The 25,763-nt window shown below is 63.8% G+C and carries 25 protein-coding genes; 13 read left to right on the top strand and 12 right to left on the bottom strand.

Translation table 11 applies throughout. The annotated features are described in order from the left end of the window. Positions 1-29 precede the first annotated feature (29 nt). From ACE3TY_RS01335 to ACE3TY_RS01325, 3 genes are read left to right on the top strand one after another with little or no spacing between them, the layout of a single operon-like run. Entirely contained in the window at positions 30-1,112 is a 1,083-nt protein-coding gene (locus ACE3TY_RS01335) for an ABC transporter ATP-binding protein (RefSeq protein ID WP_374650170.1), read from the top strand. A 55-nt stretch (positions 1,113-1,167) separates the two neighbouring features. Further along, positions 1,168-2,397, top strand: a complete 1,230-nt coding sequence (locus tag ACE3TY_RS01330; protein ID WP_374650168.1) for a polyhydroxyalkanoate depolymerase — start codon at positions 1,168-1,170, stop codon at positions 2,395-2,397. After that, positions 2,394-2,843 (top strand): YcgN family cysteine cluster protein, encoded by a 450-nt coding sequence (locus ACE3TY_RS01325; RefSeq protein WP_374650166.1) that lies wholly within the window; start codon positions 2,394-2,396, stop codon positions 2,841-2,843. Before ACE3TY_RS01330 ends, ACE3TY_RS01325 begins: the two co-directional genes overlap by 4 nt. Here ACE3TY_RS01325 and ACE3TY_RS01320 read toward each other — a convergent pair. Beyond that, positions 2,840-3,292, bottom strand: a complete 453-nt coding sequence (locus tag ACE3TY_RS01320) for a DUF1178 family protein (RefSeq protein WP_374650164.1) — start codon at positions 3,290-3,292, stop codon at positions 2,840-2,842. The genes ACE3TY_RS01325 and ACE3TY_RS01320 overlap by 4 nt on opposite strands. 128 nt (positions 3,293-3,420) lie before the next feature. Between ACE3TY_RS01320 and ACE3TY_RS01315 the strand changes: the two genes are divergently transcribed. Next, on the top strand, positions 3,421-3,945 hold the full coding sequence (locus tag ACE3TY_RS01315; RefSeq protein WP_374650163.1) for a class I SAM-dependent methyltransferase: 525 nt from the start codon (positions 3,421-3,423) through the stop codon (positions 3,943-3,945). Here the strand turns inward: ACE3TY_RS01315 and ACE3TY_RS01310 are convergent. After that, positions 3,938-4,225 (bottom strand): SemiSWEET family sugar transporter, encoded by a 288-nt coding sequence (locus tag ACE3TY_RS01310; RefSeq protein WP_374650161.1) that lies wholly within the window; start codon positions 4,223-4,225, stop codon positions 3,938-3,940. The two genes, ACE3TY_RS01315 and ACE3TY_RS01310, sit on opposite strands and share 8 nt — an antisense overlap. 6 nt (positions 4,226-4,231) lie before the next feature. Continuing rightward, complete coding sequence (locus ACE3TY_RS01305; RefSeq protein ID WP_374650160.1) at positions 4,232-4,687, bottom strand: DUF4170 domain-containing protein; 456 nt, start codon at positions 4,685-4,687, stop codon at positions 4,232-4,234. Positions 4,688-4,837: 150 nt separating this feature from the next. Between ACE3TY_RS01305 and ACE3TY_RS01300 the strand changes: the two genes are divergently transcribed. The 7 genes from ACE3TY_RS01300 to ACE3TY_RS01270 all read left to right on the top strand — a co-directional run bounded on the left by ACE3TY_RS01300 (position 4,838) and on the right by ACE3TY_RS01270 (position 13,207). Then, positions 4,838-5,575, top strand: a complete 738-nt coding sequence (locus ACE3TY_RS01300) for a hypothetical protein (protein WP_374650158.1) — start codon at positions 4,838-4,840, stop codon at positions 5,573-5,575. A 4-nt stretch (positions 5,576-5,579) separates the two neighbouring features. Further along, complete coding sequence (locus ACE3TY_RS01295) at positions 5,580-6,074, top strand: DinB family protein (RefSeq protein WP_374650156.1); 495 nt, start codon at positions 5,580-5,582, stop codon at positions 6,072-6,074. An 81-nt stretch (positions 6,075-6,155) separates the two neighbouring features. Then, on the top strand, positions 6,156-8,141 hold the full coding sequence (locus ACE3TY_RS01290; protein ID WP_374650154.1) for an FAD-dependent oxidoreductase: 1,986 nt from the start codon (positions 6,156-6,158) through the stop codon (positions 8,139-8,141). 8 nt (positions 8,142-8,149) lie between these two features. Beyond that, on the top strand, positions 8,150-9,103 hold the full coding sequence (locus ACE3TY_RS01285; RefSeq protein ID WP_374650152.1) for an ornithine cyclodeaminase family protein: 954 nt from the start codon (positions 8,150-8,152) through the stop codon (positions 9,101-9,103). Positions 9,104-9,266: 163 nt separating this feature from the next. Next, on the top strand, positions 9,267-10,223 hold the full coding sequence (locus tag ACE3TY_RS01280) for an ABC transporter permease (RefSeq protein ID WP_374650150.1): 957 nt from the start codon (positions 9,267-9,269) through the stop codon (positions 10,221-10,223). Between the two features lie 14 nt (positions 10,224-10,237). Next, positions 10,238-11,089, top strand: coding sequence for an ABC transporter permease (locus ACE3TY_RS01275; protein WP_374650148.1), 852 nt, complete (start codon positions 10,238-10,240; stop codon positions 11,087-11,089). Positions 11,090-11,110: 21 nt separating this feature from the next. After that, positions 11,111-13,207: a dipeptide ABC transporter ATP-binding protein gene (locus tag ACE3TY_RS01270; protein ID WP_374650146.1), complete on the top strand. Its 2,097-nt coding sequence runs from the start codon at positions 11,111-11,113 to the stop codon at positions 13,205-13,207. A 127-nt stretch (positions 13,208-13,334) separates the two neighbouring features. On the opposite strand, the gene putA is transcribed toward ACE3TY_RS01270, so the two are convergent. Next, positions 13,335-16,502 (bottom strand): bifunctional proline dehydrogenase/L-glutamate gamma-semialdehyde dehydrogenase PutA, encoded by a 3,168-nt coding sequence (gene putA, locus ACE3TY_RS01265; protein ID WP_374650144.1) that lies wholly within the window; start codon positions 16,500-16,502, stop codon positions 13,335-13,337. A 155-nt stretch (positions 16,503-16,657) separates the two neighbouring features. On the opposite strand from putA, the gene ACE3TY_RS01260 reads away from it, so the two are divergent. Continuing rightward, a complete protein-coding gene (locus tag ACE3TY_RS01260; RefSeq protein WP_374650142.1) occupies positions 16,658-17,533 on the top strand; it encodes an alpha/beta fold hydrolase in 876 nt (291 codons plus the stop codon). Positions 17,534-17,540: 7 nt separating this feature from the next. On the opposite strand, the gene ACE3TY_RS01255 is transcribed toward ACE3TY_RS01260, so the two are convergent. From ACE3TY_RS01255 to ACE3TY_RS01220, 8 genes are all read right to left on the bottom strand, one after another. After that, positions 17,541-17,894, bottom strand: coding sequence for a hypothetical protein (locus ACE3TY_RS01255; protein WP_374650141.1), 354 nt, complete (start codon positions 17,892-17,894; stop codon positions 17,541-17,543). Continuing rightward, entirely contained in the window at positions 17,891-18,292 is a 402-nt protein-coding gene (locus ACE3TY_RS01250; protein ID WP_374650139.1) for a hypothetical protein, read from the bottom strand. Before ACE3TY_RS01250 ends, ACE3TY_RS01255 begins: the two co-directional genes overlap by 4 nt. Positions 18,293-18,405: 113 nt before the next feature. Continuing rightward, positions 18,406-19,347 (bottom strand): hypothetical protein, encoded by a 942-nt coding sequence (locus ACE3TY_RS01245; RefSeq protein ID WP_374650138.1) that lies wholly within the window; start codon positions 19,345-19,347, stop codon positions 18,406-18,408. Positions 19,348-19,423: 76 nt separating this feature from the next. Continuing rightward, a complete protein-coding gene (gene gatB / locus ACE3TY_RS01240) occupies positions 19,424-20,884 on the bottom strand; it encodes an Asp-tRNA(Asn)/Glu-tRNA(Gln) amidotransferase subunit GatB (RefSeq protein WP_374650136.1) in 1,461 nt (486 codons plus the stop codon). A gap of 4 nt (positions 20,885-20,888) precedes the next feature. Then, entirely contained in the window at positions 20,889-22,358 is a 1,470-nt protein-coding gene (gene gatA / locus ACE3TY_RS01235; protein ID WP_374650134.1) for an Asp-tRNA(Asn)/Glu-tRNA(Gln) amidotransferase subunit GatA, read from the bottom strand. Between the two features lie 11 nt (positions 22,359-22,369). Continuing rightward, entirely contained in the window at positions 22,370-22,657 is a 288-nt protein-coding gene (gene gatC, locus ACE3TY_RS01230; RefSeq protein ID WP_374650132.1) for an Asp-tRNA(Asn)/Glu-tRNA(Gln) amidotransferase subunit GatC, read from the bottom strand. Positions 22,658-23,371: 714 nt separating this feature from the next. Further along, positions 23,372-24,043 carry a LysE family translocator gene (locus ACE3TY_RS01225; protein ID WP_374650130.1) on the bottom strand — a complete coding sequence of 224 codons (672 nt, stop codon included), beginning with the start codon at positions 24,041-24,043 and terminating at the stop codon, positions 23,372-23,374. Between the two features lie 4 nt (positions 24,044-24,047). After that, positions 24,048-24,518, bottom strand: a complete 471-nt coding sequence (locus tag ACE3TY_RS01220) for an Lrp/AsnC family transcriptional regulator (protein ID WP_374650128.1) — start codon at positions 24,516-24,518, stop codon at positions 24,048-24,050. A 320-nt stretch (positions 24,519-24,838) separates the two neighbouring features. Here ACE3TY_RS01220 and ACE3TY_RS01215 point away from each other — a divergent pair, with 320 nt between their 5' ends. Then, complete coding sequence (locus tag ACE3TY_RS01215) at positions 24,839-25,375, top strand: hypothetical protein (RefSeq protein WP_374650126.1); 537 nt, start codon at positions 24,839-24,841, stop codon at positions 25,373-25,375. Positions 25,376-25,763 lie beyond the last annotated feature (388 nt).

Here is a 25,763-nt window from a genome sequence, read left to right as displayed (position 1 = left end):
GGCCAGGACAATTTCGAATGACGCAACCCATGATCTCACTCCAATCCGTCAGCAAGCGATTTGGCGGCTTTGCCGCGGTCGACAATGCGACCTTCGATATCGCGCCGGGCGAATTCTTTTCCCTGCTGGGACCGTCGGGCTGCGGCAAGACCACCTTGCTGCGCATGATCGGCGGTTTCGAGCGGCAGACCGAGGGCGACATCCTGATCGACGGTGAGCCGATGGGCATTCGTCCGCCCAACCGGCGCCCGACCAACATGGTGTTCCAGTCCTATGCCATCTTCCCGCACCTCGATATCGCCGAAAACATCGCCTACGGCCTCGTCAATCGTGGGCTCGACAAGGCCAGCATCGCCAGGAAGGTGACGCAGGCGCTCGACATGGTGCGCCTTGGCGGACTGGGCAGCCGGCGCGCCAACCAGATCTCCGGCGGCCAGCGCCAGCGCGTGGCCCTGGCCCGCGCCATCGTCTGCGAGCCCAAGGTGCTGCTGCTCGACGAACCGCTGGGTGCCCTCGACAAGAAACTGCGCGAAGAAATGCAGATCGAGCTGCGGCAGTTGCAGAAATCGCTGGGCATCACCTTCATCTTCGTGACGCACGACCAGGAGGAGGCGCTGTCGCTTTCCGACCGCATCGCCGTGATGGCGCGTGGCAAGGTGCTGCAGATCGATACGGCGGGGGCGCTCTATGAGCGTCCGAACTGCCGCGAGGTCGCCGGCTTCATCGGCAACATGAACTTCTTCGAAGGGCGCATCGCCAGCATCGCCGGCGGTATCGCGGCGGTCGAGATCGCCCCAGGCCAGCATGTCCGCGTGCCCGCCAGCAACGGTGCGGCCCCTGGCCAGGCGGCCATCGTCGCCGTGCGTCCGGAGAAAATCGATGCGGTGGCAACCGCCCCGCAGGGCGCAGCCAATGCCATCAAGGGGCGGACCCTGGCCGGCTCCTATCTGGGCGACCGCAGTTTGCTCCTGACCGAATGGCGGGAGGGGGCGCCGCCGATTTCCGTCTCGCTGCAGAACCGCAAATCGGCCGTCGATGCCGAAATTTTTACCAAGGAGACGATATTATGGTTAACTTGGCCGGTTGAAGCGGGTGTTCTTCTTAACAGTTAACTCATTGTTCGGGGTTAGGGTTGCTATATGTCGCACCGCAGCGTAAAGAATTAATATGCTTTATCACGCCATCGAGGCTCAGTACCTCGCGCTGACTCCGTTCCGGATTGCCGCCGACACATGGCGCAATCTGCTGGCGCACCCCCACAATCCACTGTCGGAAACCACCCTGCATCGGGCGGGCGCCGCGGCTTTCGAGATCTTGGGGCGGGCGGCGCGACGGCACGGCCGCCCGGAATTCGGCATCGGCAGTGTCACCATCGATGGCGAGACGGTGCCGATCCGCGAAAAACTGATCCATGGCGAGCCCTTCTGCCGCCTGATCCAGTTCGAGCGCGTGCTGGAAAAGCCGCGCGCGGATCCGAAGATCCTGCTGGTGGCCCCGCTCTCCGGCCATTTCGCGACATTGGTGCGCGACACGGTCGAAAGCCTCCTCGTCAGCCACGATGTCTATGTGACGGACTGGCAGGACGCGCGCGAGGTTCCGCTGAGCGACGGCCGCTTCGGCTTTGCGGACTATGTCGACGTGCTGCGCCGCTGCATCGGCCATATCGGCCCGGGCGTCAACATGCTGGCGATCTGCCAGCCGGCGCCGGCCTCGATCGTGGCGACGGCCCTGATGGCCGAAGCCAAGGATCCGCTGACGCCGCGCAACCTCATCATCATGGGCGGCCCGGTCGATACCCGTGTCGGCACCACCGAGGTCACGCGCCTCGCCCAATCGCATCCGATTTCGGCCTTCGAGACGGCGGCCGTGCATAATGTGCCGCCGATTCATCCGGGCGCCGGGCGCCGCGTCTATCCGGGACTGCTGCAATTGACCGGCTTCATGTCGCTCAATCCCGACCGTCACTTGAAGGCGCATATCGACTTCCTCTGGGCCCATGCCAAGGGCGATGACCAATTCGCCAGTAGCCATCGGCGCTTCTACGAGGAATATCTGGCCGTCATGGATCTCGATGCGCAATTCTATCTCGACACGGTCAGCATCGTGTTCCAGGAACATGCGCTGATGAACGGCCGCCTCAAGCATCGCGGCCATCTGGTCGACCCGAAGGCGATCCGCAATGTCGGCCTGATGACGGTTGAAGGCGGCCGCGACGACATCACCGGTGCCGGCCAATGCCATGCGGCGCAGGCACTCTGCTCGAGCATTCCCGACAAGCTGCGCCTCCAGGTGACGGAGGAAAAGGTCGGCCATTACGGCCTCTTCAGCGGGCGCTCCTGGCGCGAACGGATCAGCCCGGCGATCGGCGCCTTCATCCGTGGAAACAAGGCTTCGTGAAGAAAGCTGCGGACAAGCAGCCTTTCTGGAAGACGACGCCCCTTTCCAAGATGACGCCGTCGGAATGGGAGAGCCTGTGCGACGGCTGCGGGAAATGCTGTCTTACCAAGCTGCGCGACGCCGACACCGACCGGGTGCTGTTCACCAACATCGCCTGCAAGCAGCTCGACCTGCGCTCCTGCCAATGCAAGGACTACAGGAACCGCAAGGCGATCGTGCCGGACTGCGTCCAGCTGACGCCCCGCAATATCGGGCGCATCGATTGGCTGCCCGAGACCTGCGCCTACAAGCTGGTGCACCAGGGGCAGGATCTGCCCTGGTGGCATCCGCTGATTTCAGGCGATCCGCGCACGGTCCATCGGGCGGGGATTTCGATCCGGAAAAAGGCGATTTCGGAAACCAAGGCCGGCGAGCCCGAAGACTATATCGTCGACTGGATCAGCTAGGCATCGTCCCGGGGCAGCCAGGGAATACGTGCGACCTCGATACCCTCTTCCGACAATTCGCGGTGCTGCTCTTCGCTGGCCTCGCCGAAAATGCCGCGGGCATCCGTTTCGCCGTAATGGATCTTGCGCGCTTCTTCGGCAAATTTGTCGCCGACATAGTCGCAATTGGCTTCGACCTGGCGGCGCACCTCGATGAGCTGCTCACGCATGTTCTTGGCTAGTACCGTCATGTTCCGCGCCGGATTCTTCTCGGCCGGGGTTTTCTCGGCCAGGCTTTTCTCGCCTTTCGAGGAAATACGCGGCGCCATCAAGGCCTTAGCGACCTTGCGGTCGCCGCACTCCGGACATTCGACGAGGCCGCGCGCGAGCTGCCGGTCGGCCGAGCTGCCGTCCTTGAACCAGGTATCGAAGCTGTGGCCCTGGCCACAATTGAGCTGGAATACGATCATGACAATGCGCTCATACCAATCGCGACCCTTTCATGATCGCTGAGAGAAGTTAAGAATATAGGGGGCGAAGGTAAGAATGCCAGCTTCCGCCGCGGTTTCATGACGTCTCTTTGACAAAAGTGTGTGATTTGGCCAATTCCTCACCACCTTCATCCTGGGTTGTCCAGTTCGCCCAGCTGATCGAGCCCGGCGGCGCGGTGCTCGATATCGCCGCTGGCGGCGGAAGGCATGCCGATTTCCTGTCGAAGGCGGGGCATCCGGTCGTTGCAATCGACCGCGACGTAACGGCCCTCAAGGCCAGAACATGGAGTTCCGCGGTCGATATCGTGGCGGCCGACCTGGAAGACGGCTCGCCCTGGCCACTGCCCGGCCGCCGCTTTGCCGGCATTGTCGTCACCAATTACCTGTATCGGCCGTTGCTGCCGCGTCTCGCCACGTCCCTGCTGCCGGGCGGGTTATTGATCTATGAGACGTTCGGTCTGGGCAACGAACGCTTCGGCAAGCCCAGCAATCCCGATTTCCTGCTGGCGCCGGGCGAGTTGCTGGCCTTTGCCGAGACGCAAGGCCTGACCGTGCTGGGCTATTTCTGCGGCGAAATCAGCCAGCCGCGAGCGGCCATCGTGCAGCGCCTGGCGGCCCGCGCGCCTATCTGACCCGGATCGCCGCGCCGTCGCGCAGCTTCAGGAGCAGGACAGATCCCACCAGGATGAGGGCGCTGATGTTGGAGAAAACGAGCGAGGCCGAGCCGATCACCACGCCATAGGTCAGCCACATGACCTGGCCGGCGAACATCATCAGGTACATGGTGAGCGAGACATCGCGCGCCGAACCGCTGCGCCAGATGCGCAAGGCCTGCGGCAGGAAACTCAAAGTGGTGAGGCAGGCGGCGATGACGCCGATCCCCTCGACCCAGATTTCACCGGGATTTGCCATGGCGCGTCAGTGCGACTTGGCGGATCTGGGGTGGGCAGACCTGGAGTGGGCGGATCCGGGATGGGCGGATCTGGGATGCTCGCCTCGGGTCAGCTTCTCGATGCGGTAGCGGCACATGGCGTCGTCCACCGTCGACCAGGCATGGCGCGACCAGGCCGTCTTGGCCTCGTCATAGCTGTCGAAAGGCCCAAACCATTGCTCGCCGCCGCCGGGAGCCGGTTCGGAGAAAGTGGTATCGCAGTAAGGGCCGCCAACGACCCAATAGCAGACCTCGCCGCCTTCTTCCTCGATCCGGTAGCGGGCGTTGGCCTGATCGACCGTTTCCCACGCCCGCTTCTGCCAAGCCGCCTTGGCTTCGTTGTAAGTGGCAAAGGGGCCGATCCGCTCTTCTTTGCCGCCGCCTTGGAGACGGTCGAAATTCGTGTCGGCGTAATTTCCGCCGATCACCCAGAAACGCGTCATGATGGATACGCTTCCCTCGCTCGCGGACAGCCCACGGGCCGCCGCCAAAACCTTGCTAACTGGCTCATTCTTAACTGGATTTCGAGTCGGCGGCAAAGCATAAATCACTGGAGCGAGAGCCCCGCGACTCGCATTTGAGGCAAAGACTGTATGACTGACAGCATGCGACCGATGGATTTCAAGGCGGTCTACGACCGTTTCCAGGCCAATGTATCGCGCTTCGACTGCGGCCGTTTTTGCGCGCCGCTCAACAATGGCCAGCCGGTATGCTGCGACACGACCCATGCCATTCCCGTGGTCGACAAGCCGGAATTCGACTTGCTGAAGAGCCGGACCGACCTCTGGCGGCGCTTCAAGCCGCACGATGCGACCGCCCGCAAGATCGTCGACGAACTCCACAGGGATTGCGTCGCGGTCGAGTGCAAGGGCGCGCGCTTCTGCGAGCGCGACAACCGCACCCTCGCCTGCCGCGCCTTTCCCTTCTATCCCTATTTCAACCGCCAGGGCGAACTGCTGGGCCTCGGCACCTATTGGATCTTCGCCGACCGCTGCTGGCTCATCTCCAACATGCAGGTGGTCGAGCGCGACTTCATCCGCGAATTCATCGCCGCCTACGAATATGTGTTCAGCCGCGACGAGGAAGAGCGCGATGCGATGAAGCGCCATTCGGCCAGCCACCGCCGCGTCGCCACGCGCAACAACCAGCCGATCCTGCTCATCGGGCGCGACGGCGGTTTCCTGAAGGTCATGCCGCGCACCGCCGAACTGCGCGCGGCGACGGCGAGGGATCTGGTCAAGACCGGCCCCTACAGGAATCCCCGCGCCTACGCCAAGGCGGTCAAGGAAGCGGACGGCGAGATGCCGGCCCAATCGCCGTTCCACGAATAGCCTCATGGAACTGCTGCCGCACAATCTCAATTCCCTGCGCAGTTTTCCGACTGCCTTGCGCGATCTCATGTCCGGCATTCCGGCGGAGGCGCTCGATTGGCGGCCGGCATCGTGGGAGGGTATCCCCAGCGAGATGCTGACCATCCGCCAGCAGATTTGCCACATGCGCGATATCGAGGCCGACGGATATACCCAGCGCTTCCAGCGCCTGCTCACCGAGACCGACCCCTTCCTGGAATCGATCGATGGCTATGCGCTGGTTGAAAGCCGCCAATACGACCGTACCGAGCTTGCCAGCGCCCTCGACGCCTTCGAGGCGGCGCGCGAGAAAACCATGCTGCTGCTTGATCGCATCGATGGCGCGGCGCTGCGGCGGCGCGGCGTCTTCGAAGGCTATGGGCCGGTCACGGTACGCGGCCTCATCCATTTCCTGTGCAGCCACGACCAGCAGCATCTGGCCGGCATCCAATGGCTGCTCGGCATGAAGGAAGCTACTTGAACCATTCCTGCTTGGGTGCTTGACACCGCGCCGGCCGGCCAACCACTCTGGCGGCCGATGCCCATGTGACGAGCCAAGCCCATGCCGCCAGCCTTCCCGCATCTCTTCCAGCCGCTGACCCTGCGCCACAAGGTTCTGAAGAACCGCATCGTCTTCGGCGCGCATACCGCCAATATGAGCGTGGATGGCTGGCCCAGCGACCGGCATCTCGGCTATTACCGCGAACGCGCGCGGGGTGGCGCCGCCATGATCGTTGTGGAGCCCGTGCCGGTGAATGCGCAAGCCGTGCTCACTCGCGGCAATTTCCGCTGCGGCGACGACGGCGTCATCCCGCATTTCCGCAGAATCACCGATGCCTGCCACGAGCATGGCACGGTCATGATCCAGCAGCTCTATCATGTCGGCGCCCACGGCGACTGGGACAATTCCTTCGAGGCCAGCCATTCGCCCTCGGGTGCTCCGTCGATGCACGATATGGACGGCAGCCATCGCATGACGATCGGTGAGATCGAGGCCACCGTCGACGCCTTCGCCGCCGCCGCCCACCGCGCCAAGGCGTCGGGCTATGACGGGGTCGAGCTGATGGCGGCCTATAACGCCATCCTCGAACAATTCTGGTCGCCGCAGGCCAACCGCCGCGACGACGCTTATGGCGGCGCTTTCGAGAAACGCATGAAATTCTCCGGCGACCTGCTCGGCGCCATGCGCCGCAAGGTGGGCGAGGATTTCATCATCGGCATGGCCATCAGCCTCGATCCCGGCAGTCCGGCGGCCCTCACCATCGAACAGCAGATCGAAATCGCCCAGTGGCACGAAGCGCGTGGACTCTACGACTACATCACGCTGGGCACGGGGAGCTATTTCGACTTCACCAAGATCATCCCGCCCTTCGTCTACGAGGATAAGATGGGCGCACCCTTCGCCGAGGCGATGAAGGCTGCGTTGAAGACCGTGCGCGTGCAGGCCGAAAGCCATATCCGCACGCCGGAGAATGCCGATTATGTCATCGCCTCCGGCCAGGCCGATACGGTCAGCATCGTGCGCGGCCAGATCGCCGACCCGCATCTCGCCAACAAGGCCAAGGCGGGGCGGCCGGAAGACGTGCGCGGCTGCATTTCCTGCAACCAGATGTGCTGGGGCCGGCGTTCGCGCGACTACTGGATCTCCTGCCTCATCAACCCGTCGGCGGGGCGCGAATTCGACTGGGGCGGCGATACCTTCACGGCGGCGGAAAAGCCGAAACTGGTGCTGGTCGTCGGCGGCGGGCCGGCCGGGCTCGAAGCCGCCCGCGTCGCAGCCGAGCGCGGCCACCGCGTCATTCTGGCGGAAGCCACCGGCCAGCTCGGCGGCCAGTTCCGCCTTGCCGGCCTGCAGCCGCGACGCGGGCAGATCGCCGACCTCATCAATTGGTATGAAGGCCAGTTGACGAAACTCCGGGTCGAAATCCGGCTCAACACCTATCTCGATGCATCCGACATCGCGATGATCGAGGCGGATGAAATCATCCTCGCCACCGGATCGCAACCCGGCATGAGCGGCTGGCAGCGCGGCATTCCCCACCGCGATGCCCTGCCCGGCGTCGATGGCGCCAATGTCTGGTCGGTCGAGGACGTCATGCGGCGCGAGGCGCGTCTTGGCAAGCGGGTGCTGCTGCTGGACGATGCCGGCAACTGGCGCGGCCCCGGCACTGCCTGGCATCTGGCGGAGAAGGATCATGCCGTGACCCTGCTGACGGCCGATGCCTATGTCGGGCGCGATCTGGCGCGTACTGCCGCCGATTTCCCGATGCGTTCGCGCCTCAGGAAGCTTGGCGTCACCTTCGTCACCGATTCCGTCATCCTCGAATGGCATGGGCACGCCGCAACCATCCGCGACCTGTCGACCGGCGACGAACGGAAGCAGCCGTTCGACTCACTGGTCCTGGCGACGACCAACATCGCCGATAGCGCGTTGCATGACGATCTGCAGGTCAAGGCAATCGCGCACCATGCGATCGGCGATTGCCTGGCACCGCGCCAGGCAGCCGCCGCCATCTTCGAAGGCCGCCGCCTCGCTCTCAGGCTCTAGGGACAATCATGCTGCATCTCGACGCCCGGCGCATTCACGCGCTCTCCGACTATCCCGGACTGGTCGGCGCGCTGAAGGCCATGAACCGCCAGGGCGTCGATATCATCGAGCGCATGCTGCTCAGCCAGCCGACCAGGCGACAGGAACATGGAACGGGACAGAACGATTGGCTGCTGCTGCCCGCCTGGAGCTTCGATCGCTATTTCGGCATCAAGCTGGTGAGCGTCTTTCCCGACAATCCGCGCCGCGATCTGCCGGCCATTCAGGGAATTTACGCCTTGTTCGACGGACGACAGGGCACTGCCATCGCCACGCTGGATGGCGCGGCGCTTACCCTTGTGAAAACAGCGGCCAACTCCGCCATGGCATCGGACCTCTTGAGCCGCAAGGACGCCGCCTTGCTGCTGGTCTGCGGCGGCGGCGCGCTGGCGCCGCATCTCATCGCCGCGCATTGCGCCGTCCGGCCGATCGAACGGGTTCTGTGGTGGAGCCGCCGGCCGGAAGCGCTCGATCCCGCGCCCTTGCGGGCGCTGGGCCTGCCGGTCGAGATTGCAGGCGATCTCGACCGCGCCGTGCATGCGGCCGACATCATCTCCACCGCGACGCGCGCCACCGATCCGATCATCGCGGGCGAATGGCTGAAACCCGGCTGTCATCTCGATCTCGTCGGCGGCTATCTCCCGGAGATGCGCGAGGCGGACGATGCCGCCTTCCGCCGCGCAGCCCGCCATTATGTCGATGCAAGACTGACGACGGTCGGCGTCGCCGGCGACGTCTGCGCGCCGCTGGCCGCGGGCCTCGCCAAGGAAGGCGATATCATCGACATGTTCCAACTCAATCGCGGCGAACGGCCGGGCCGAGAGGACAATCGGGAAATCACCTGGTTCAAATCCGGCGGCGGCGGGCATGAGGATTTGGCGGCGGCGCAGTACCTTTACGAACGCCACATTGGCGCAAATTGAGAAGTTTGGCCGTTTTCCGCGCATATTCATTGCACCCATCGGTTATGGTGCTATTCGATATTGATGGCTGGCAAGGGCGCGCTTTTGTGCTTTAGTTAGTCGATTGAGCCACTTACACCCGGCATGAACCGGGGTCCGGCACCGACCGGAAATGGGCTCGGGGATGGCCGAGGGGACAATGCTGGCATTTCTGTCCAAGCGATTAGCTTTGCTTGCCTTCACGATGCTTGTGGTTTCGGCGCTGGTTTTCGCGGCGTTCGAATTCACGCCCGGGCAAGTCGCGAGGAAGGTTCTGGGGCCTTTCGCAACGCAGAACCAGGTCGACATCCTGACGGAGGAACTGGGCCTCAACCGGCCCGTCATCGTCCGTTACGGCGAATGGCTCGGCAATACCCTGACCGGCGATCTCGGCTATTCGACGCTCTACAAGACCGAAGTGAACGCCATCATCTGGGACCGTCTCGGCAACACCCTCCTCCTGGCCGGCATCGCGTTCGCCATCATCGTGCCGATGTCCATCATCCTAGGGATCAGCGCCGGCATGCGCGAAGGCTCCCTCCTCGACCGAACCATCTCGGTCGGCAGCATCGTCACCACATCCGTGCCTGAATTCGCCTCCGGTGTGTTCCTGGCCAGCATTTTCGTGATCTGGCTGGGCTGGCTGCCTGGCACCTCGCCGCTCGATTCCGGGGCCGGCTGGTCGATCTGGCAGCAGCTGGTCCTCCCCGTCGCGGTGATGGTGCTCTACGATCTGGGCTATGTCGTGCGCATGGTGCGCGCCTCGATGGTCGAGGTGATGACCAGGCCCTATATCCGCACCGCCATCCTCAAGGGCATGAGCTTCAGGGCCGTTATCCTGAAGCACGCGCTCAGGAATGCCATGATAGCACCCTTCACCGTGATCCTGCTGCAGATCAACTATCTCGTGACCGGCGTGGTCGTGGTCGAAGCCGTCTTCGCCTATCCGGGCTTCGGCCGCATGCTGCTCGAAGCGGCGCTGGCGCAGGACGTCGCCGTGGTCGAAGCCGGCGCGCTCTTTGCCGTGCTGATCTCGGTCTCGACCCAGATCGCTGGCGATCTCGGCTACATGATGCTCAACCCGCGCATTCGCTTCTCTTGAAGGTAAGGGCAACAATGGCTAACGACGGTATCATCGCCCTCACCTGGAACCGGGTCCGGCTGCTGAAGGAATCCCCGGTCGGCATGATCGGCGCCTTCCTGGTGCTGTTCTGGATCTTCGTCGCCATCTTCGCGCCCCTGCTCTCGCCCTTCGACCCCAATGCCAGCAACATGGATGCGCTGATCGACCCGACGCCGAGCGCCGTCAACTGGCTGGGGACCGACAATCAGGGCCGCGACATCGTCTCGCGCATCGTCTGGGGATCGCGCACCGTGCTGCAGGTAGCGCCGGTCGCGGTTCTCTGCGCCTATGTGGTGGGCTGCATGCTGGGCCTGATGGCGGGCTATTATCGCGGCTGGGTCGACCAGCTGGTCAACCGGGTCTCCGACGTGGTTCTCTCCTTCCCGGCGATCGTGCTCTATATCATCGTCATCATGAAGCTGGGTCCCTCGGCGCTCAACATCATCATCGCGGTCATCTTCATCTCCTCGCCGCAGATCACCCGCATCGTGCGCGGCATGACGCTGGAGCTGCGCGAACGCGAATATGTGGCGGCCGCCAAGATGCGCGGTGAATCGGCCTTCTACATCATGCTGGTGGAAATCCTGCCCAATGCGCGCGGGCCACTCATCGTCGATGCGTGCCTGCGCATGGGCTACACGACCATCGCCATCGGCGTGCTCGGATTCCTGGGGCTCGGCCTGCCGCCGCCCGATCCCGATTGGGGCGGCATGGTCAAGGACACCTATGCGATGATGTCGGTCTATCCGCATATGTCGCTGTTCCCGGCCGGCGCCATCACCTCGCTGGTGGTCGGCTTCAGCCTGCTGGCCGACGGCATGCGCGAAATCAGCATCCGCGACTAACGAGAATAGAGGGATCGTCAGATGAGCAGCAGTGCCGCCGCCACATTGGACCGCCCCGCCCAGGATGCGGCCGGCCGCAAGCCGATCCTGGAACTGCGCAACGTCTCGATCTCCTATTTCGTCCGCGCCGGTGAATTGAAGGTCGTGCCCAACATCAGCCTCACGCTCTATGAGGGCGAGGCATTGGGGCTGGTCGGCGAATCCGGCTGCGGCAAGTCGACGGTGGCCTTCGCCATCATGAAATATCTGGGCGGCGCCGGCCGCGTCACCGGCGGCGAGATCCTGTTCGAAGGCCGCGACATGACCCGGATGTCGGAGGCGGAGCTGCGCAACATACGCGGCGGCCGCATGGCCATGGTCTATCAGGATCCGATGAGCAGCCTCAATCCGGTCATTCCCGTCGGCAAGCAGCTGATGGAAGTGCCGCTCATCCATTCCAATGTGAACGAGGAAGAAGCCCGCAAGCGCGCCGTGCAGATGCTCAAGGAGGTCAATCTGCCCGACCCCGAGCACATCATGACGCGCTATCCGCACCAGCTTTCGGGCGGCCAGCAGCAGCGCGTCGTGATCGCCATGGCGCTGATGTCGGAACCCTCGCTCCTGGTGATGGACGAACCAACCACCGGCCTCGACGTGACGGTCGAAGCCGCCGTGCTCGACCTCGTGGCGCAGCTCCGCAAGAAGCATAACAGCGCCATCGTCTTCATCAGCCACAATCTGGGCACGGTCGTGCGCATCTGCGACCGCATCGGCGTCATGTATGCCGGCGAGCTGGTCGAGGAAGGCCCGATCGGCGAGGTGTTCCGCGACCCGCGCCATCCCTATACGCGCGGCCTCCTCAACTGCATCCCGACCTTGAACGCCGACAAGCGCAGCCGGCCCCTGTCGGCCATTCCGGGCCAGGTGCCGCCGATCCTCAACCGGCCCAAGGGCTGCATCTTCGCGCCGCGCTGTCCGGATGCCGTGACCGCGCGCTGCACGACCGTTCCGATCCCGACCGCGCTCCATGGCGACAGCGGGCATCACCGCGTCAAATGCGTGCGCGCGGCGGAATTGCCCGCGCATGCGCGCCCCGGCGGCGCCAATGCGGGGGCCGCAACGATCGCGGCCAAGGCCGAAGCCGTCCTCACGCTCGACGGTCTCAAGAAGACTTATCATCAATCCATCGGCATGTTCGGCGCCACCGGCTATGACGTGCATGCGGTGGACGATATCGACCTCGCCGCCGAGCGGGCCGAGACCCTGGCCATCGTCGGCGAATCCGGCTGCGGCAAATCGACCCTCGCCAAGGTGCTGACCGGCATCGAGCTGGCGACCGGCGGCAAGGTCATGCTGGCCGGCAAGGATATCGGCAACACGGCGGTCGAGGACCGCGACGGCGACACCAAGCGTTCGATCCAGATGGTGTTCCAGAATCCCGAAAGCACGCTCAATCCCAGCCACACCATCGGCTACATCATGGAGCGCGCGATCTCGAAGCTGAAGCGCATCGGCAGCCGCGAGGCCCGCGCCCAGGTCGACGATCTGCTCAACACGGTCAACCTGCCGCTGGAATTCGCCAGCCGCAAATCGCGCCAGCTCTCAGGCGGGCAGAAGCAGCGCGTCGCCATCGCCCGGGCGCTGGCCGGCGAACCGGAACTGATCCTCGCTGACGAGCCGGTCTCGGCACTCGACGTTTCGGTGCAGGCGGCGATCATCAACCTGCTGGTCGACATCCAGAAAAAGCGCGGCTCGACCCTGCTCTTCATCAGCCACGATCTCTCCGTGGTGCGCTACCTCGCCGATCATGTGGCGGTGATGTATCTGGGCCAGGTGATGGAATATGGCTCGGTGGCCGACGTCTTCGCCCCGCCCTATCATCCCTATACCGAAGCGCTGATGTCGGCGGTGCCGATCGCCGACCCGGACGTGAAGCAGCGCCGCATCATCCTCGAAGGCAATATCCCCAGCCCGCAGAACCGCCCCAAGGGCTGCCCCTTCGCCACGCGCTGCCCGCGGAAAGTCGGCAGCATCTGCGACGACACCCCGCCGCCAGAACAGGTCTCGGCAACCGGCCACCGCATCGCCTGCCACATCCCGGTGGCTGAACTCGCCGTGGCGACGCAGGTCGTGTTTTAGGAAGCACCCCTCACCCCAACCCCTCTCCCCGCAAGCGAGGCGAGGGGCTTGTTGCAAAGGCTCGCTCAAAACTCCCTCGCTCCACGAAGTGGGGAGAGGGTCGGGGTGAGTGGCGTCTTGCCGACGCTCAATTCCCCTCTTCCTCCAAACTCAGCAGGCTCGCGTTTCCACCCGCTGCCGTCGTATCGATGGTGAGGGTCCGCTCCGTCGCAAACCTGTGCAGATAATGCGGGCCGCCGGCCTTGGGGCCGGTGCCGGAGAGGCCTTCGCCGCCGAAAGGCTGCACGCCCACCACCGCGCCGATCATGTTGCGGTTGACGTAAGTATTGCCCACGCGCAGGCGCTCGGCGATGTACTTCACCTTGCCGTCGATGCGGCTGTGAATGCCCAGCGTCAGGCCATAGCCGGTGGCATTGATCGAGGCCAGCACATCGTCGAGCTTGTCCGCCGCGTAGTGAATCACATGCAGCACCGGCCCGAACACTTCACGCTGCAGGCGGTTCAGGCCATCGATGCGGTAAGCGACGGGAGCGAAGAAATGGCCCTTGCCGGCATCGCCGTCGAGCTTGGTCCGATAGATCAGCTTGCCTTCGCGGTCCATGCGCGCGGCATGCGCGTCGAGCACCGACTTCGCCTCGGCGTCGATCACCGGGCCGATATCGTTCTTGAGGATGGATGGATCGCCGACGCGAAGCTCCGCCATGGCACCCGACAGCATTTCCTCGAGCTTCGCGCCAATATCCTGCTGCACGAAGAGGACGCGCAAGGCCGAACAACGCTGGCCGGCACTCTGGAACGAGGAAATCAGCACATCGCGCACGACCTGCTCGGGCAGGGCCGATGAATCGACGATCATCGCATTCTGCCCGCCCGTCTCGGCGATGAGCGGCACGATCGGCCCATCCTTGGCCGCGAGCGTGCGGTTGATGAGGCGTGCCGTCTCGGTGGAACCGGTGAAGGCGACACCGGCGATGCGCGGATCGCGCGTCAGCGGTGCGCCGACATTGGGACCGTCGCCGGGCAGCAGATGCAGCACATCGCCCGGCACCCCCGCCTGATGCAGCAGCTTCACGGCAAGGGCCGCGATGAGCGGCGTCTGCTCGGCTGGCTTGGCGATGACGCAATTGCCGGAAACGAGCGCCGCACTCACCTGGCCCATGAAGATGGCGAGCGGAAAATTCCAAGGCGAGATGCAGACGAAGACGCCGCGGCCCTGCATCAAAAGCTGATTGCGCTCGCCGGTGGGTCCGGGCAGCGGCAAGGGTGCGGCGAAATCGGCGCGCGCGCGCGCGGCGTAGTAGCGGCAGAAATCGACCGCCTCGCGCAGTTCGGCGATGGCATCGCCGATGGTCTTGCCGGCTTCGCGGATGCACAGCGCCAGCAATTCTCCGCGCCGCGCTTCCATGAGATCGGCCGCCTTGTCGAGACAGGCGGCACGAATGGCTGCCGGTGACGCCGCCCAATCGGCGAAGGCCCGGCTGGCGCGCGATATGGCATCGTCGACATCGGCCTGTGTTGCCTGCACGACGCGGCCGACAATCTGGCCCATATCGGCCGGGTTGCGCACATCATCCGCCTTGCCGATCTTCTCGACGCCGCCGATGATCGGACCGGCTGTCGCCGGATTTGCGGCAGCAGCGGTCACTTCGCCGGCCAGTGCCTGCATCGCTTCGGGATCGGTGAGATCGATACCGGCGGAATTCTTGCGCTCCGCGCCGAACATGTTGCGCGGCTGCGGAATGCCGGGATGCGGCTTCGTCTTCAGCTTGCGCACCTGGGCGATCGGATCGGCGACGATGGCATCCAAGGGCGCCTTCTCATCGACGATGCGGTTGACGAAGGAGGTGTTGGCCCCGTTCTCCAGCAGGCGCCGCACGAGATAGGCCAGCAGGTCTTCGTGACTGCCGACCGGCGCATAGACGCGGCAGGGAATGCCCATCGCATCAGAGGGCGTCACCTGATCGTAGAGCGGTTCGCCCATGCCGTGGAGGCGCTGGAATTCCAGCTTCTCGCGCGCAGCCGCCTCGCCGCCGGCCATCTCGATCACGGCCGCCAGCGTATGCGCATTGTGGGTGGCGAACATCGGATAGAAAGCCTGGCCGTCGGAGAGCAGGCGCCGCGCGCAAGCCAGATAGGAAACGTCGGTCGAGACCTTGCGCGTGAAGACCGGATAGTCCGGCAGGCCGCGTTCCTGACTCCATTTCACCTCGCTGTCCCAATAGGCGCCCTTCACCAGGCGCACCATCAGGCGACGCCGGTTCCTGCGCGCGCAATCGGCCAGCCAGTCGATGAGCGGCAGGCAGCGTTTCTGGTAGGCCTGGATGGCAAGCCCCAGCCCGTCCCAATCCTTCAAGCTGGCATCGCCCGCCACCGCTTCGATGATATCGAGCGAGAGGTCGAGCCGGTCCGCTTCCTCGGCATCGATCGTGCAGCCGATGCCGGCCTTCCTGGCGGCTTGAGCCAGCGCCACAACCTGCGGCACAAGCTCCTTCATCACACGGTCGCTTTGGGCGAATTCATAACGCGGATGCAGCGCCGAGAGCTTGATCGAAATGCCCGGACCGGCGACGACGCCCTTGCCCTTCGACGCCTTGCCGATGGCGGCGATCGCGTTGATGTAGGAGGCGAAGTAGCGCTCGGCATCCTTCATGGTGCGCGCCGCTTCGCCCAGCATGTCGTAGGAATAACGATAGCCGCGCTTCTCGGCGGATTCGGCGCGGTCGACGGCTTCCTCGATATTGCGGCCCATGACGAACTGCTTGCCGAGAATCTTCATCGCCTGCGTTACCGCCTGGCGGATGACCGGCTCGCCGCTCCGCGCCACCAGGCGCTTCAAGACGCCCTTGAGGTCGCTGCTCGACTGGTCGAGCTGCATGATGCGCCCCGTCAGCATCAGGGCCCAGGTCGAGGCGTTGACGAACATCGAATCCGACTCGCCCAGATGCGCCGCGAAATCGGCATCCTTCAGCTTGTCGCGGATGAGCTGATTGGCGGTCTCGTTGTCCGGAATGCGCAGCAGCGCCTCGGCCAGGCACATCAGCACCACGCCCTCGCGCGAGGAGAGTTCATAGGCATGCATGAAGGCGTCGATGCCGCCCTGGCCCACGCGGTTGCGGCGCACCTCCTCGACCAGTTTCCGGGCGCGGGCGGCGATCCGGTCCTGCATTTCGGCCGGCAGATCCGCCTGGCCCAGCAGCATCTCCACGATGCCTGTTTCATCCGCCCGGTAATGCGCGCGCAGGCGCTGGCGCAAGGGGCTGGGTTCGGTGCTCGGAGCGGGAATGATCATCGTCATGATTGGAAAGGGGGAACCTTGGAAAGGCCCGGACGGCGTCAATCTGTGACTGCTGTCCTGGGAGGGGTTGACCGGGAATCGCGGCGCACAGTCTAATCCGTTCCGCGCCAGATGAAAGCGGGCCGAAATCGGGCGAAGAAAAGGGGAGTGGCAGCATGTTCGACGGCTTCAGCCGCTGGCAGGTTCAGCTCAATGACCTCAGTTTCAAGGTCATCAAGGGAGGCGAAGGCACCCCGGTCGTGCTGCTTCACGGCTATCCGCAGACGCATGTCATCTGGCGGCACATCGCCCCGGTTCTGGCGCGCTCGATGGCGGTGGTCTGCCTGGATCTGAAGGGCTATGGCGACAGTGCCGCCCCGGCGCCGCTCCCAGATTCCAGCAATTATTCCAAGCGTCAGATGGCGGCCGAAGTGGTCGAAATCATGAAGATGCTGGGCTTCGAACGGTTCTCGGTCATGGGCCATGACCGGGGTGCGCGGGTAGCCTACCGCCTGGCGCTGGACTATCCGGACCGGGTGCACCGCCTGGTTCCGCTCGACATCGTGCCCACCGCCACCTATTGGGAACAGGCGGACAAGAAATTCTCCCTCGGCACCTTCCATTGGGGGTTCCTGGCCCAGCCGAACGGCCTGCCGGAACGTATGATCGGCGCCGATCCCGATTTCTGGCTGGAATGGATCGTCCGCCATTGGGCCGGCGACATGGCGGCTTTTCCCGACGAGGTCATGGCCGAATACAAACGCTGCTTCCGCCGGCCGGAGGTGATCGCCGCGACCTGCGCCGACTACCGCGCCGGCGCCACGATCGACGACAGCCACGATCTCGCCGACCTCAAGCAGGGCCGCATGATCGAATGCCCGACCATGGTTTTCTATTCCGGCACCTTCGTCGATGAAAAGCGCGACCCGCTGAAACAATGGCAGCGCTGGGCCAAGAAGGTCACCGCCGAGCAAGTTCAGTCGGGCCATTTCATTCCGGAGGAAATCCCCGACGAAATTCTCGGCAAGGTCCGACAGTTCCTGCTGTCCTGAAGCGGCCTCAGCAGCCCTTCATATCGGCAAGCTCGATGAGCCGGTCATTGCGTGCCCGGAGCGCGCTCATTTCCGAAGCCGGCTGGTCGCGCAGGTCCAGCGTCAGCATCGCCGGCGGGAACATCACGCCATCGACCACCGTGTAATGGACGTTGCGGCGGTGCACCTGATCGTCCCGATCGGCCAAGCGGGCGATCTCCAAATCGTTCCTGCCGGTCTCCTGCAGCAAATCCATGCAGCTCAATTCATTGTCGGTCGGCCGGATCACCTGGGTGAGCTTCGGCACCTCGCCGCCGCAGGCGCTGAGGATCGCCGCCGACATCGCCATCGCGACGCCTGTACCGTAGAGCTTCATCCTCATGACGCGGGGCTCCAGACTTTAGGGTCGGGCCAGCATTGATCTTCCTGGGCGAGGGAGATGATGTGGCGGTTGCGTGCGCCCAGGGCCAGGACCTCGATTTCCTGCGGCGCTTCCGGGTAATCGCCTTCGACGGTCTGGTCGACGGCAAACCAGCCCGGCGGAAAGGCCAGCGACAATCCCATGATCATGTCGTTCTTCTCTTCCGCCCAGACCTGCTCGCGCACCAGAGCGGATTGCGCCTCGTAATTGCGCGCGACTTCGTGGCGGATATCCTCGCAGGTCATGTAGCGGTCGTAGATGGATATTTCGGGCGTCGGGTTGGCCATGCGGCCGCCACATCCGGCCAGCAGGCCCAGCCCAAGGCAGGCGGCGGCGGTCAGATATCGCGCTTGCGTCATATAAGGCATGGTCCGTCCCCTCCCCCGGCCAGGACAGCCAAGGATTCCCGTAACATCCCTATTCTACGCCAGAAATTAGTTAACACAACCTTAGGAACGAGGCCGGCACTGGATCAGGCAAGGACCTCGACACGGGTTTGCGCGATGACGGCCGTCTCGATCGTGATCTCGATGGAGGTGCTGTCACAGATAACGCCGGCCGCGTCGCCAGACAGGCCGGTGTCGGGGAAGAAGAGCTGGCTCAGCGCTTCCCGCTGGCCGGCATCGATTTCGAGCAGCGCATCCTCGGCTTGCGCCTGCAGAGCGCGGAAATAGCGATCGTCATCGTCGTCGCCGGCACGTCGCCTGGAACGCGCGATCTGGGCGGCGAGCGCGATAATCCCCTTGGCCTCGACGACGGCGTTCCGCGCCGCGCTGTTAAGCTCATGGAGCGCCTTGAAGGATTGGTCGCGGCTGCCCGCCTCTTCCAAACCGCCATCGACGGCAGCCTTGGCGGCGGGTGCCGCAGCATCGGTTTCGTCGGCGGTCTCGATCTCGGCGCCGAACATCGACCGGGCGGCGGCGTGGGCGGCACGGACCATGGCCTGGGCGCTGGACGCGTCGGTGGAGACGGCACTTGCGCCGATGCCTTGCGCCATGGACCGGGCGGCAGCGCCGATTTCGCGCGCCAGGCTCGCCGCCTCGGCAGCGATGCGGCGCAGCTGCCTGACATCGCCGGTGGCCATCAGCATCTGCAGTTGCCTGCGCAAGCCGTCGAGCTTGGCCTTGGCCTGGCGCAGCTTCTCGGCGGCGATGTCGCTGTTATCGTCGTCCGCCATCTTCTCGAGGCGTTTGACGACCTCCAGCGAGGGCGCGTTCTTGACGGCATCTTCAGGGGCCAGGCGCCAATAGCTGGCAACGGCGCTTTCATTGCGTTTCAAGGACCAGGTCAGCGGATTGGTGCTGCCGGCCGCGTCGCTCTTGCCGCCCTGCGTGTCGGCGCGCAGATGCGCGGTGACGGCGGCGTTAAGCTGGCCGCGCTGGATGATATTGAAAATGCCACCCGTACCGCTCATGTCCCATCACCCGTGACACGCGTGCATCCAGGCCGAAGTATCGCACAAATGGTCCAGCCGGGCAAACCGGCAGGAGCTACCCTGCCAGCTTGGCCTTCAGACGTTCATTGAGCATCGCCGGATTGGCCTTGCCGCCCATGGCACGCATGACCTGGCCGACGAAGAAGCCGAACAGCTTGTCCTTGCCGCCGCGATATTCCGCGACCTTGTCGGCATTGGCCGCCATGATCCTGTCGATCTCGGCATCGATGGCGCCGGTATCGAGCACCTGGCGCAGGCCTTTCTCTTCGACGATCTGACCGGCGGACTTGCCCGTCTCGAACATCTCGGTGAAGACATCCTTGGCGATGCGGCCGGAAATCGTATTGTCGGAGATAAGTCCCACCAGCTCGCCCAACGCCTTGGCCGAAACCGGGCTTTCGGCGATCGACTTGCCGGCGGCATTGAGCTTGCCGAAAAGCTCCGAGGTCAGCCAGTTGGCGACGAGCTTGGCGTCGCGCCCCTTGGCGGCTTCCTCGTAGAAGTCGGCCGATTCCTTTTCCGCCACCAGCACGCCGGCATCGTAATCGGAAAGGCCGAGCTTCTCGGTGAAGCGCCTGCGCTTGGCATCGGGAAGCTCGGGCAGGCCCGCCTTCAGGCTCTCGACCCATTTCGCATCGAGATTGAGCGGCAGCAGATCGGGATCCGGGAAGTAGCGGTAGTCGTGCGCATGCTCCTTGGAGCGCATGGAGCGCGTGACACCCTTGCCCGGATCCCAGAGGCGGGTCTCCTGGCGGATGGTGCCGCCCTCCTCGATCACCTCGATCTGGCGGCGCGCCTCGTATTCGATGGCCTGGGCGACATAGCGGATCGAGTTGACGTTCTTGATTTCGCAGCGCGTGCCAAGCGGATCGCCGGGCTTCCGCACCGAGACATTCACATCGCAGCGCATGGAGCCTTCGTCCATGTTGCCGTCGCAGGTGCCAAGGTAACGCAGGATCGAGCGCAGCTTCTTCAGATAGGCCGCCGCTTCCTCCGACGAGCGCATGTCGGGTTCCGAGACGATCTCCATCAAGGCCACGCCGGCGCGGTTGAGATCGACATAGGTCTTTGTCGGATGCTGATCGTGGAGGCTCTTGCCCGCGTCCTGCTCGAGATGCAGGCGCGTGATCCCGACTTCGCGATGGCCTTCGGCCAGATCGAGCACGATCGTGCCCTGGCCCACGATGGGCTGGGTGAACTGGCTGATCTGATAGCCGTTGGGAAGATCCGCATAGAAATAGTTCTTGCGATCGAAAACCGAGCGCAGGTTGATCTGGGCGTTGAGGCCAAGGCCCGTCTTCACCGCCTGCTCGATGCAGACCTGGTTGATGACGGGCAGCATGCCGGGAAAGCCCGCATCGACGAGGCTCACCTGGGTGTTCGGCTCGGCGCCGAAATTCGTGGCGGCGCCCGAGAAGAGTTTCGAATGCGAGATCACCTGGGCATGGACTTCGAGCCCGAGGATCACTTCCCATTTGCCGGTCCGGCCTTCGATCAGGTTCTTTTCGTCAATCATCGGCTTACACTCCCGCCGGCAGAGCGGTGAAATTGGCGGCCTTTTCAAGCGCGTGGGCCGAGCGCAGCAGCGTCTCCTCGTCGAAGCCGCGGCCGATCATCTGCAGGCCAAGCGGCAGGCCCTTGGCATCCAAACCGGCCGGCACGGAAATGCCGGGCAGACCCGCGAGATTTACTGTCACGGTGAAGACGTCCTGCAGATACATCTGCACCGGATCTTCGTTGTCGTGGAAGCCGAAGGCCGCCGACGGCGTCGAGGGTGTCAGGATCACGTCGACCTGCTTGAAGGCCTCGGTGAAGTCCCTGAGGATGAGTGCCCGCACCTTCTGCGCCTGCAGGTAATAGGCGTCGTAATAGCCGGCCGAGAGCACATAGGTGCCGATGAGGATACGGCGCTTCACTTCCTTGCCGAAGCCGGCGGCGCGGGTCAGTTCGTACATCTCGTCGAGACTGTTGCCCGGCACGCGCAGGCCGAACCGCACGCCGTCATAGCGGGCAAGGTTCGAGGAGGCTTCCGCCGGCGCGATGATATAGTAGGTCGGCAGCGCGTATTTTGTATGCGGCAGCGATATCTCCCTGATCTCGGCGCCCTGCTCTTTCAACCAAGCAGCACCCTTGGCCCAGAGATCGCCGATTTCCCGCGACATGCCATCGACACGGTATTCCTTGGGGATGCCGACGCGCAGGCCCCGGATATCGCCGGTAAGGCTCTTGCGGAAATCCGGCACCGGCATTTCGACCGAGGTTGAATCCTTCGGGTCGTGGCCGGCCATGGCACCCAGCATGATGGCGCAATCCTCGACCGAGCGGCCGATGGGGCCTGCCTGATCGAGCGACGAGGCGAAGGCGACGATGCCCCAGCGCGAGCAGCGGCCATAGGTCGGCTTGATGCCGACGGTGCCGGTCAAGGCCGCAGGCTGGCGGATCGAGCCACCGGTATCGGTGCCGGTCGCCGCCATGGCGACGCGCGCGGCGACGGCGGCCGACGAACCGCCCGACGAACCGCCGGGCACGAGATCGGTGTTGTCACCCTGGCGCTTCCAGGGGTTGATGACATTGCCGTAATAGGAGGTCTTGTTGCTGGAGCCCATCGCGAATTCGTCGAGATTGAGCTTGCCCAGCATCACGGCGCCGGCGTCGAAGAGATTCTTCGTCACCGTCGATTCATAGGTTGGCTTGAAGCCTTCGAGAATGTGCGAGCCGGCGGTCGTCTGCACGCCCTCGGTGCAGAAGAGATCCTTGATGCCGATCGGTATGCCGTCGAGGGCGCCGACCTTCTCGCCGGCGGCACGGCGCCTGTCGGAGGCATCGGCCTGGGCGCGCGCCTTTTCCGGTGTCTCGGTGATGTAGGCGTTGAGGTTCTTGAGCGTACCCATCTTCTTGAGGTGGGCGTCGGCCAGTTCGCGCGCCGAGAATTTCCTGGAAGCGAGGCCGTCGAGGGCCGCGGCGATGGTGAGATGCGTGAGATCGGTCATGGCAGCACTCCTCACTCGACCACTTTGGGGACGGTGAAGAAGCCGTGGGCGGGCTCCGGCGCATTGGCCAGCACCTTGTTCGGATCGCCGCCATCGTTCACGACATCGGCCCGGCGCGGCAGGTCGCGCGCCAGGACGCCGGCCATCGGTTCGACGCCCTTGGTGTCCACTTCATTCAGTTGCTCGATCCAGGTCATGATGCCGGAAAGCTCCTGGGCGAGGCCGGGAAGATCGGCCTCGGGCACCCGGATGCGGGCCAAAGTGGCGATATGGGCGACGGTCTTGCTGTCCAATGGCATGGCTTGGGATCAGTCCAATCTTTGCGGAAAAAGGGCAAAAGCGGGCCGGAAACTAGCATCCGACCCCAGCGGGAGCAACCCGCCCGGGACCATGGCAGGACAATCGCGCGCGGCCGGAAAAGATGGCGTTCGGCGGCTTAAATTGGCGAGAATCATCGCCTCCGGCCCCCCTCCTAAAGGTGGGAGGGGGGCTGCGACTGAAGACTCTATCTTCTTCAATCTCTTCCCTCTCTTCTCCCCATCCGAAACCGCTCGGGCAGATGTGCCGGCCGTTCGTTTCGGCCGTGACGGGTGCTGCTGCCTGCAGCACCGAAGGGGAACCCGGTCACCGCGTCGGGTCCGGCGGGGGCCGCCAACCGCTGCGACCCAAGGGGAGCGTCCTGTGACCCGGGACTCGCGGGGGATCGCTCATCCAACCGATCCGGGAGGCCGGTTTGACCCCCGGCCTGGGGTTGCTCCGGATAAGGGAGCGGATATGGCGGCCTGCGCCTCGATGAGGCTTGCGCCGCGGACAACCGAGCGGTTCCGGCTGGGGACCGGAGGTGATGTGTGCACAGCTGTATTAGTATCAAATTCCTAGCATCCTGTCAAGAACAAATATGGAACTGTTCTGGGAAGCTCATGGCAGTCCCAACCCTGTCATCGCCGCGAAAGCTGGGATCCATCGAGGATGTCCTTCGGTCATCGGCAAACAGGCGGCCGTCGGTGGGGCCTTCACTGACTTCCGGAAAAATAGTCCGTGGTGAGGTGCAGCAGGGTGACGAAGCCGAAGGCTACCAGCAGGCTGCCGGCGATCCGGTTGAGCCAGATGAAGACGCTTTCCGAGATCATGTGGCGGATGAAGCCGACGATGATGGAAAGGGTCAGCCACCAGCCGGCCGAGCCCAGGAACACGCCCAGGATCAGTTCCGGCACATCAGCCAGGGTGAGCCGCGACAAGACCGAGGCACCGGCAAAGATGCCGATGAAGGAGAGGACGGTCGAAGGGTTGGCCAGCGTCAGTACCAGGGTGCGCAGGAAATCCGCGAGCAGGGTCTGCGGCACCTCTTCATTGCTGCCGGCGATGACCGGGCGTTTCAATCCAAGATGCACGCCGAACGCCACCAGGAACAGGCCGCCGCCAAGTTCGAGCCAGGCCCGATAGGCTTCGATGGAACTGGCGCCGGATGTCAGGCCGAATGCGCCGATGAGGGCAAAGGCACCGACCGCGGCAAAGATCGTGTCGGCGACCGCGGCTCCCAATCCTCCGCAAAAGCCCGCCGCGCGGCCCTTTTCAAGGGTCAGGCGAATGCACAGCATGCCGATCGGACCGACCGGGGCGGCGACCGCAAAGCCGATGATGATGCCTTTCACGATCAGCGGAATATGCCAGGAGAGCATCTCCATGATCTCAGCCTGCCCGCGCCGGCGCGGCGGTCGGCAGGACGCGGCTGTCCTTGGCGCTGGAGAGCGCGATGAGGCTCTGCGTACGCCGGATTCCAGGCAGCGATTTCAAGCGCCGGTCGAGAAATTCCTCGTAGGCGGCGGTCGAGGCGACGCGCACCTTGAGGAGATATGAAAACTCGCCCGCGATATGATGGCATTCCAGGACGGCAGGGGCCGCCTGCATCGCGGCGACGAAAGCCAGTTCCTCGCTGCGGCCGCTCAATTCGACGAGCACGAAGACCATGAGGTCGAGCCCCAACAGATGAGCATCGATTTCGGCGCTGACGCGGCGGATGACACCCTTGGCCCGCAACCGCTTCAGCCGGTCGTTTATGGCCGAGGCGGACAGGCCCACCCGTTCGCCCAGATCGGCATAAGCCATCGTGGCGTCCAGTTGCATGAGGGCGATAATGTTGCGGTCGATCTCGTCCAGCACTGTCTATTATCCGGTAACTTTGATATATTTCCGCATATAGTTCGGTATATTCAATCCGTCAACATATTCCATCCGGAACGCCATATGGCCGCAGCGCAGGGCTATCGCATGTGGCGTTTTTTTGGTCGTCATCCCCGGGGCTTGACCCGGGGATCAGCCTGCAACTGAGGGGCAGAGCCCAGTCAATCCTGATGCCCGGATCAAGTCCGGGCATGACGAACTTGGGTACATGCGATTTCCCCTGGGCCGCGGCGGGAGTGCCGTCAAAATGAGGCCGCAATTCCATTTCAATAGTAGAATGCACCGATTGGAGAGACGACGTGACCATCTGCCCCGTGCCCGCCATCCGCAAAATCCTTCGCGTCGCCGTCCTGGTGCAGGCCATCTGGGCCGGGCTGGCGCTGCCGATCGTGCCGGTGCGTGCCGAAACGCCGGACGAGATGCAGCAACCCGCGCCGGAAACACCCGGCGATCTGGCCCCGGATGCTGTCCCCGTCACCGATCCTGCTGAAATCAAAAAGAAATTGACCGAACTCACCATCTTCGGCCGCTATTATGACGGCGAAGACTGGATCGAGTATCACCTGGGCGACGGCCGCAGCGCCTATTTCGAGAAGGGCTGCACCTACCCCGGCAAATGGTGGGTCGAGCAAGGCCAGGTCTGTTACGCCTATCCCAATTACCGCGACGGAGCGGCCAATTGCTTCGTCATGTTCGTGCGGCCGGACGGATCGATCCAGTTCGTCGCCTTTGGCGCGGACGATGTCCCCTACCTCGCTTCCTCCTCCATCCGCATCGCGCCGGGCAATGCCGCGCACTTGCCGGTCACGGGGCTCAGCCCCTGCCTCAGCGTCTGACTTATATAAGTTATTGATTTTTATTGTATTTATAGAGAGCAGGGCGGCTGAAAGCGGTCCCGCGCTGGCGCTTTGCGCCTGACTGACAGCGCGAACATATCCATAGAATCCACAACTTCTTCTTAAATAGTGTGTGGTTGCGATATGTTTGTCTTGGTTAACAGAAAGTTAACATGGTACTTTTACCGTTAGGGATTAGGTACTGATTCGTAACGGGTTCGATGGTCCGTGTCTATTCACGGGCTTTTCGGGGGGCGCGGGTCGGGGGCTGCCGGCCCGCGCCTGGGTTCGAATGACCCTTCGGCGGCGTCGGTCCGGGTTCGAACTGCCAATGTGGTGATGTTCTTGTTAGGGGGCGCGGCCTTGCCACGGAAGATGAATTGACGGA

It is taken from the genome of Dongia sp. (assembly GCF_041918875.1).
GTDB lineage: Bacteria > Pseudomonadota > Alphaproteobacteria > Dongiales > Dongiaceae > Dongia.
This window is presented reverse-complemented; position numbering and strand designations above follow the sequence as displayed.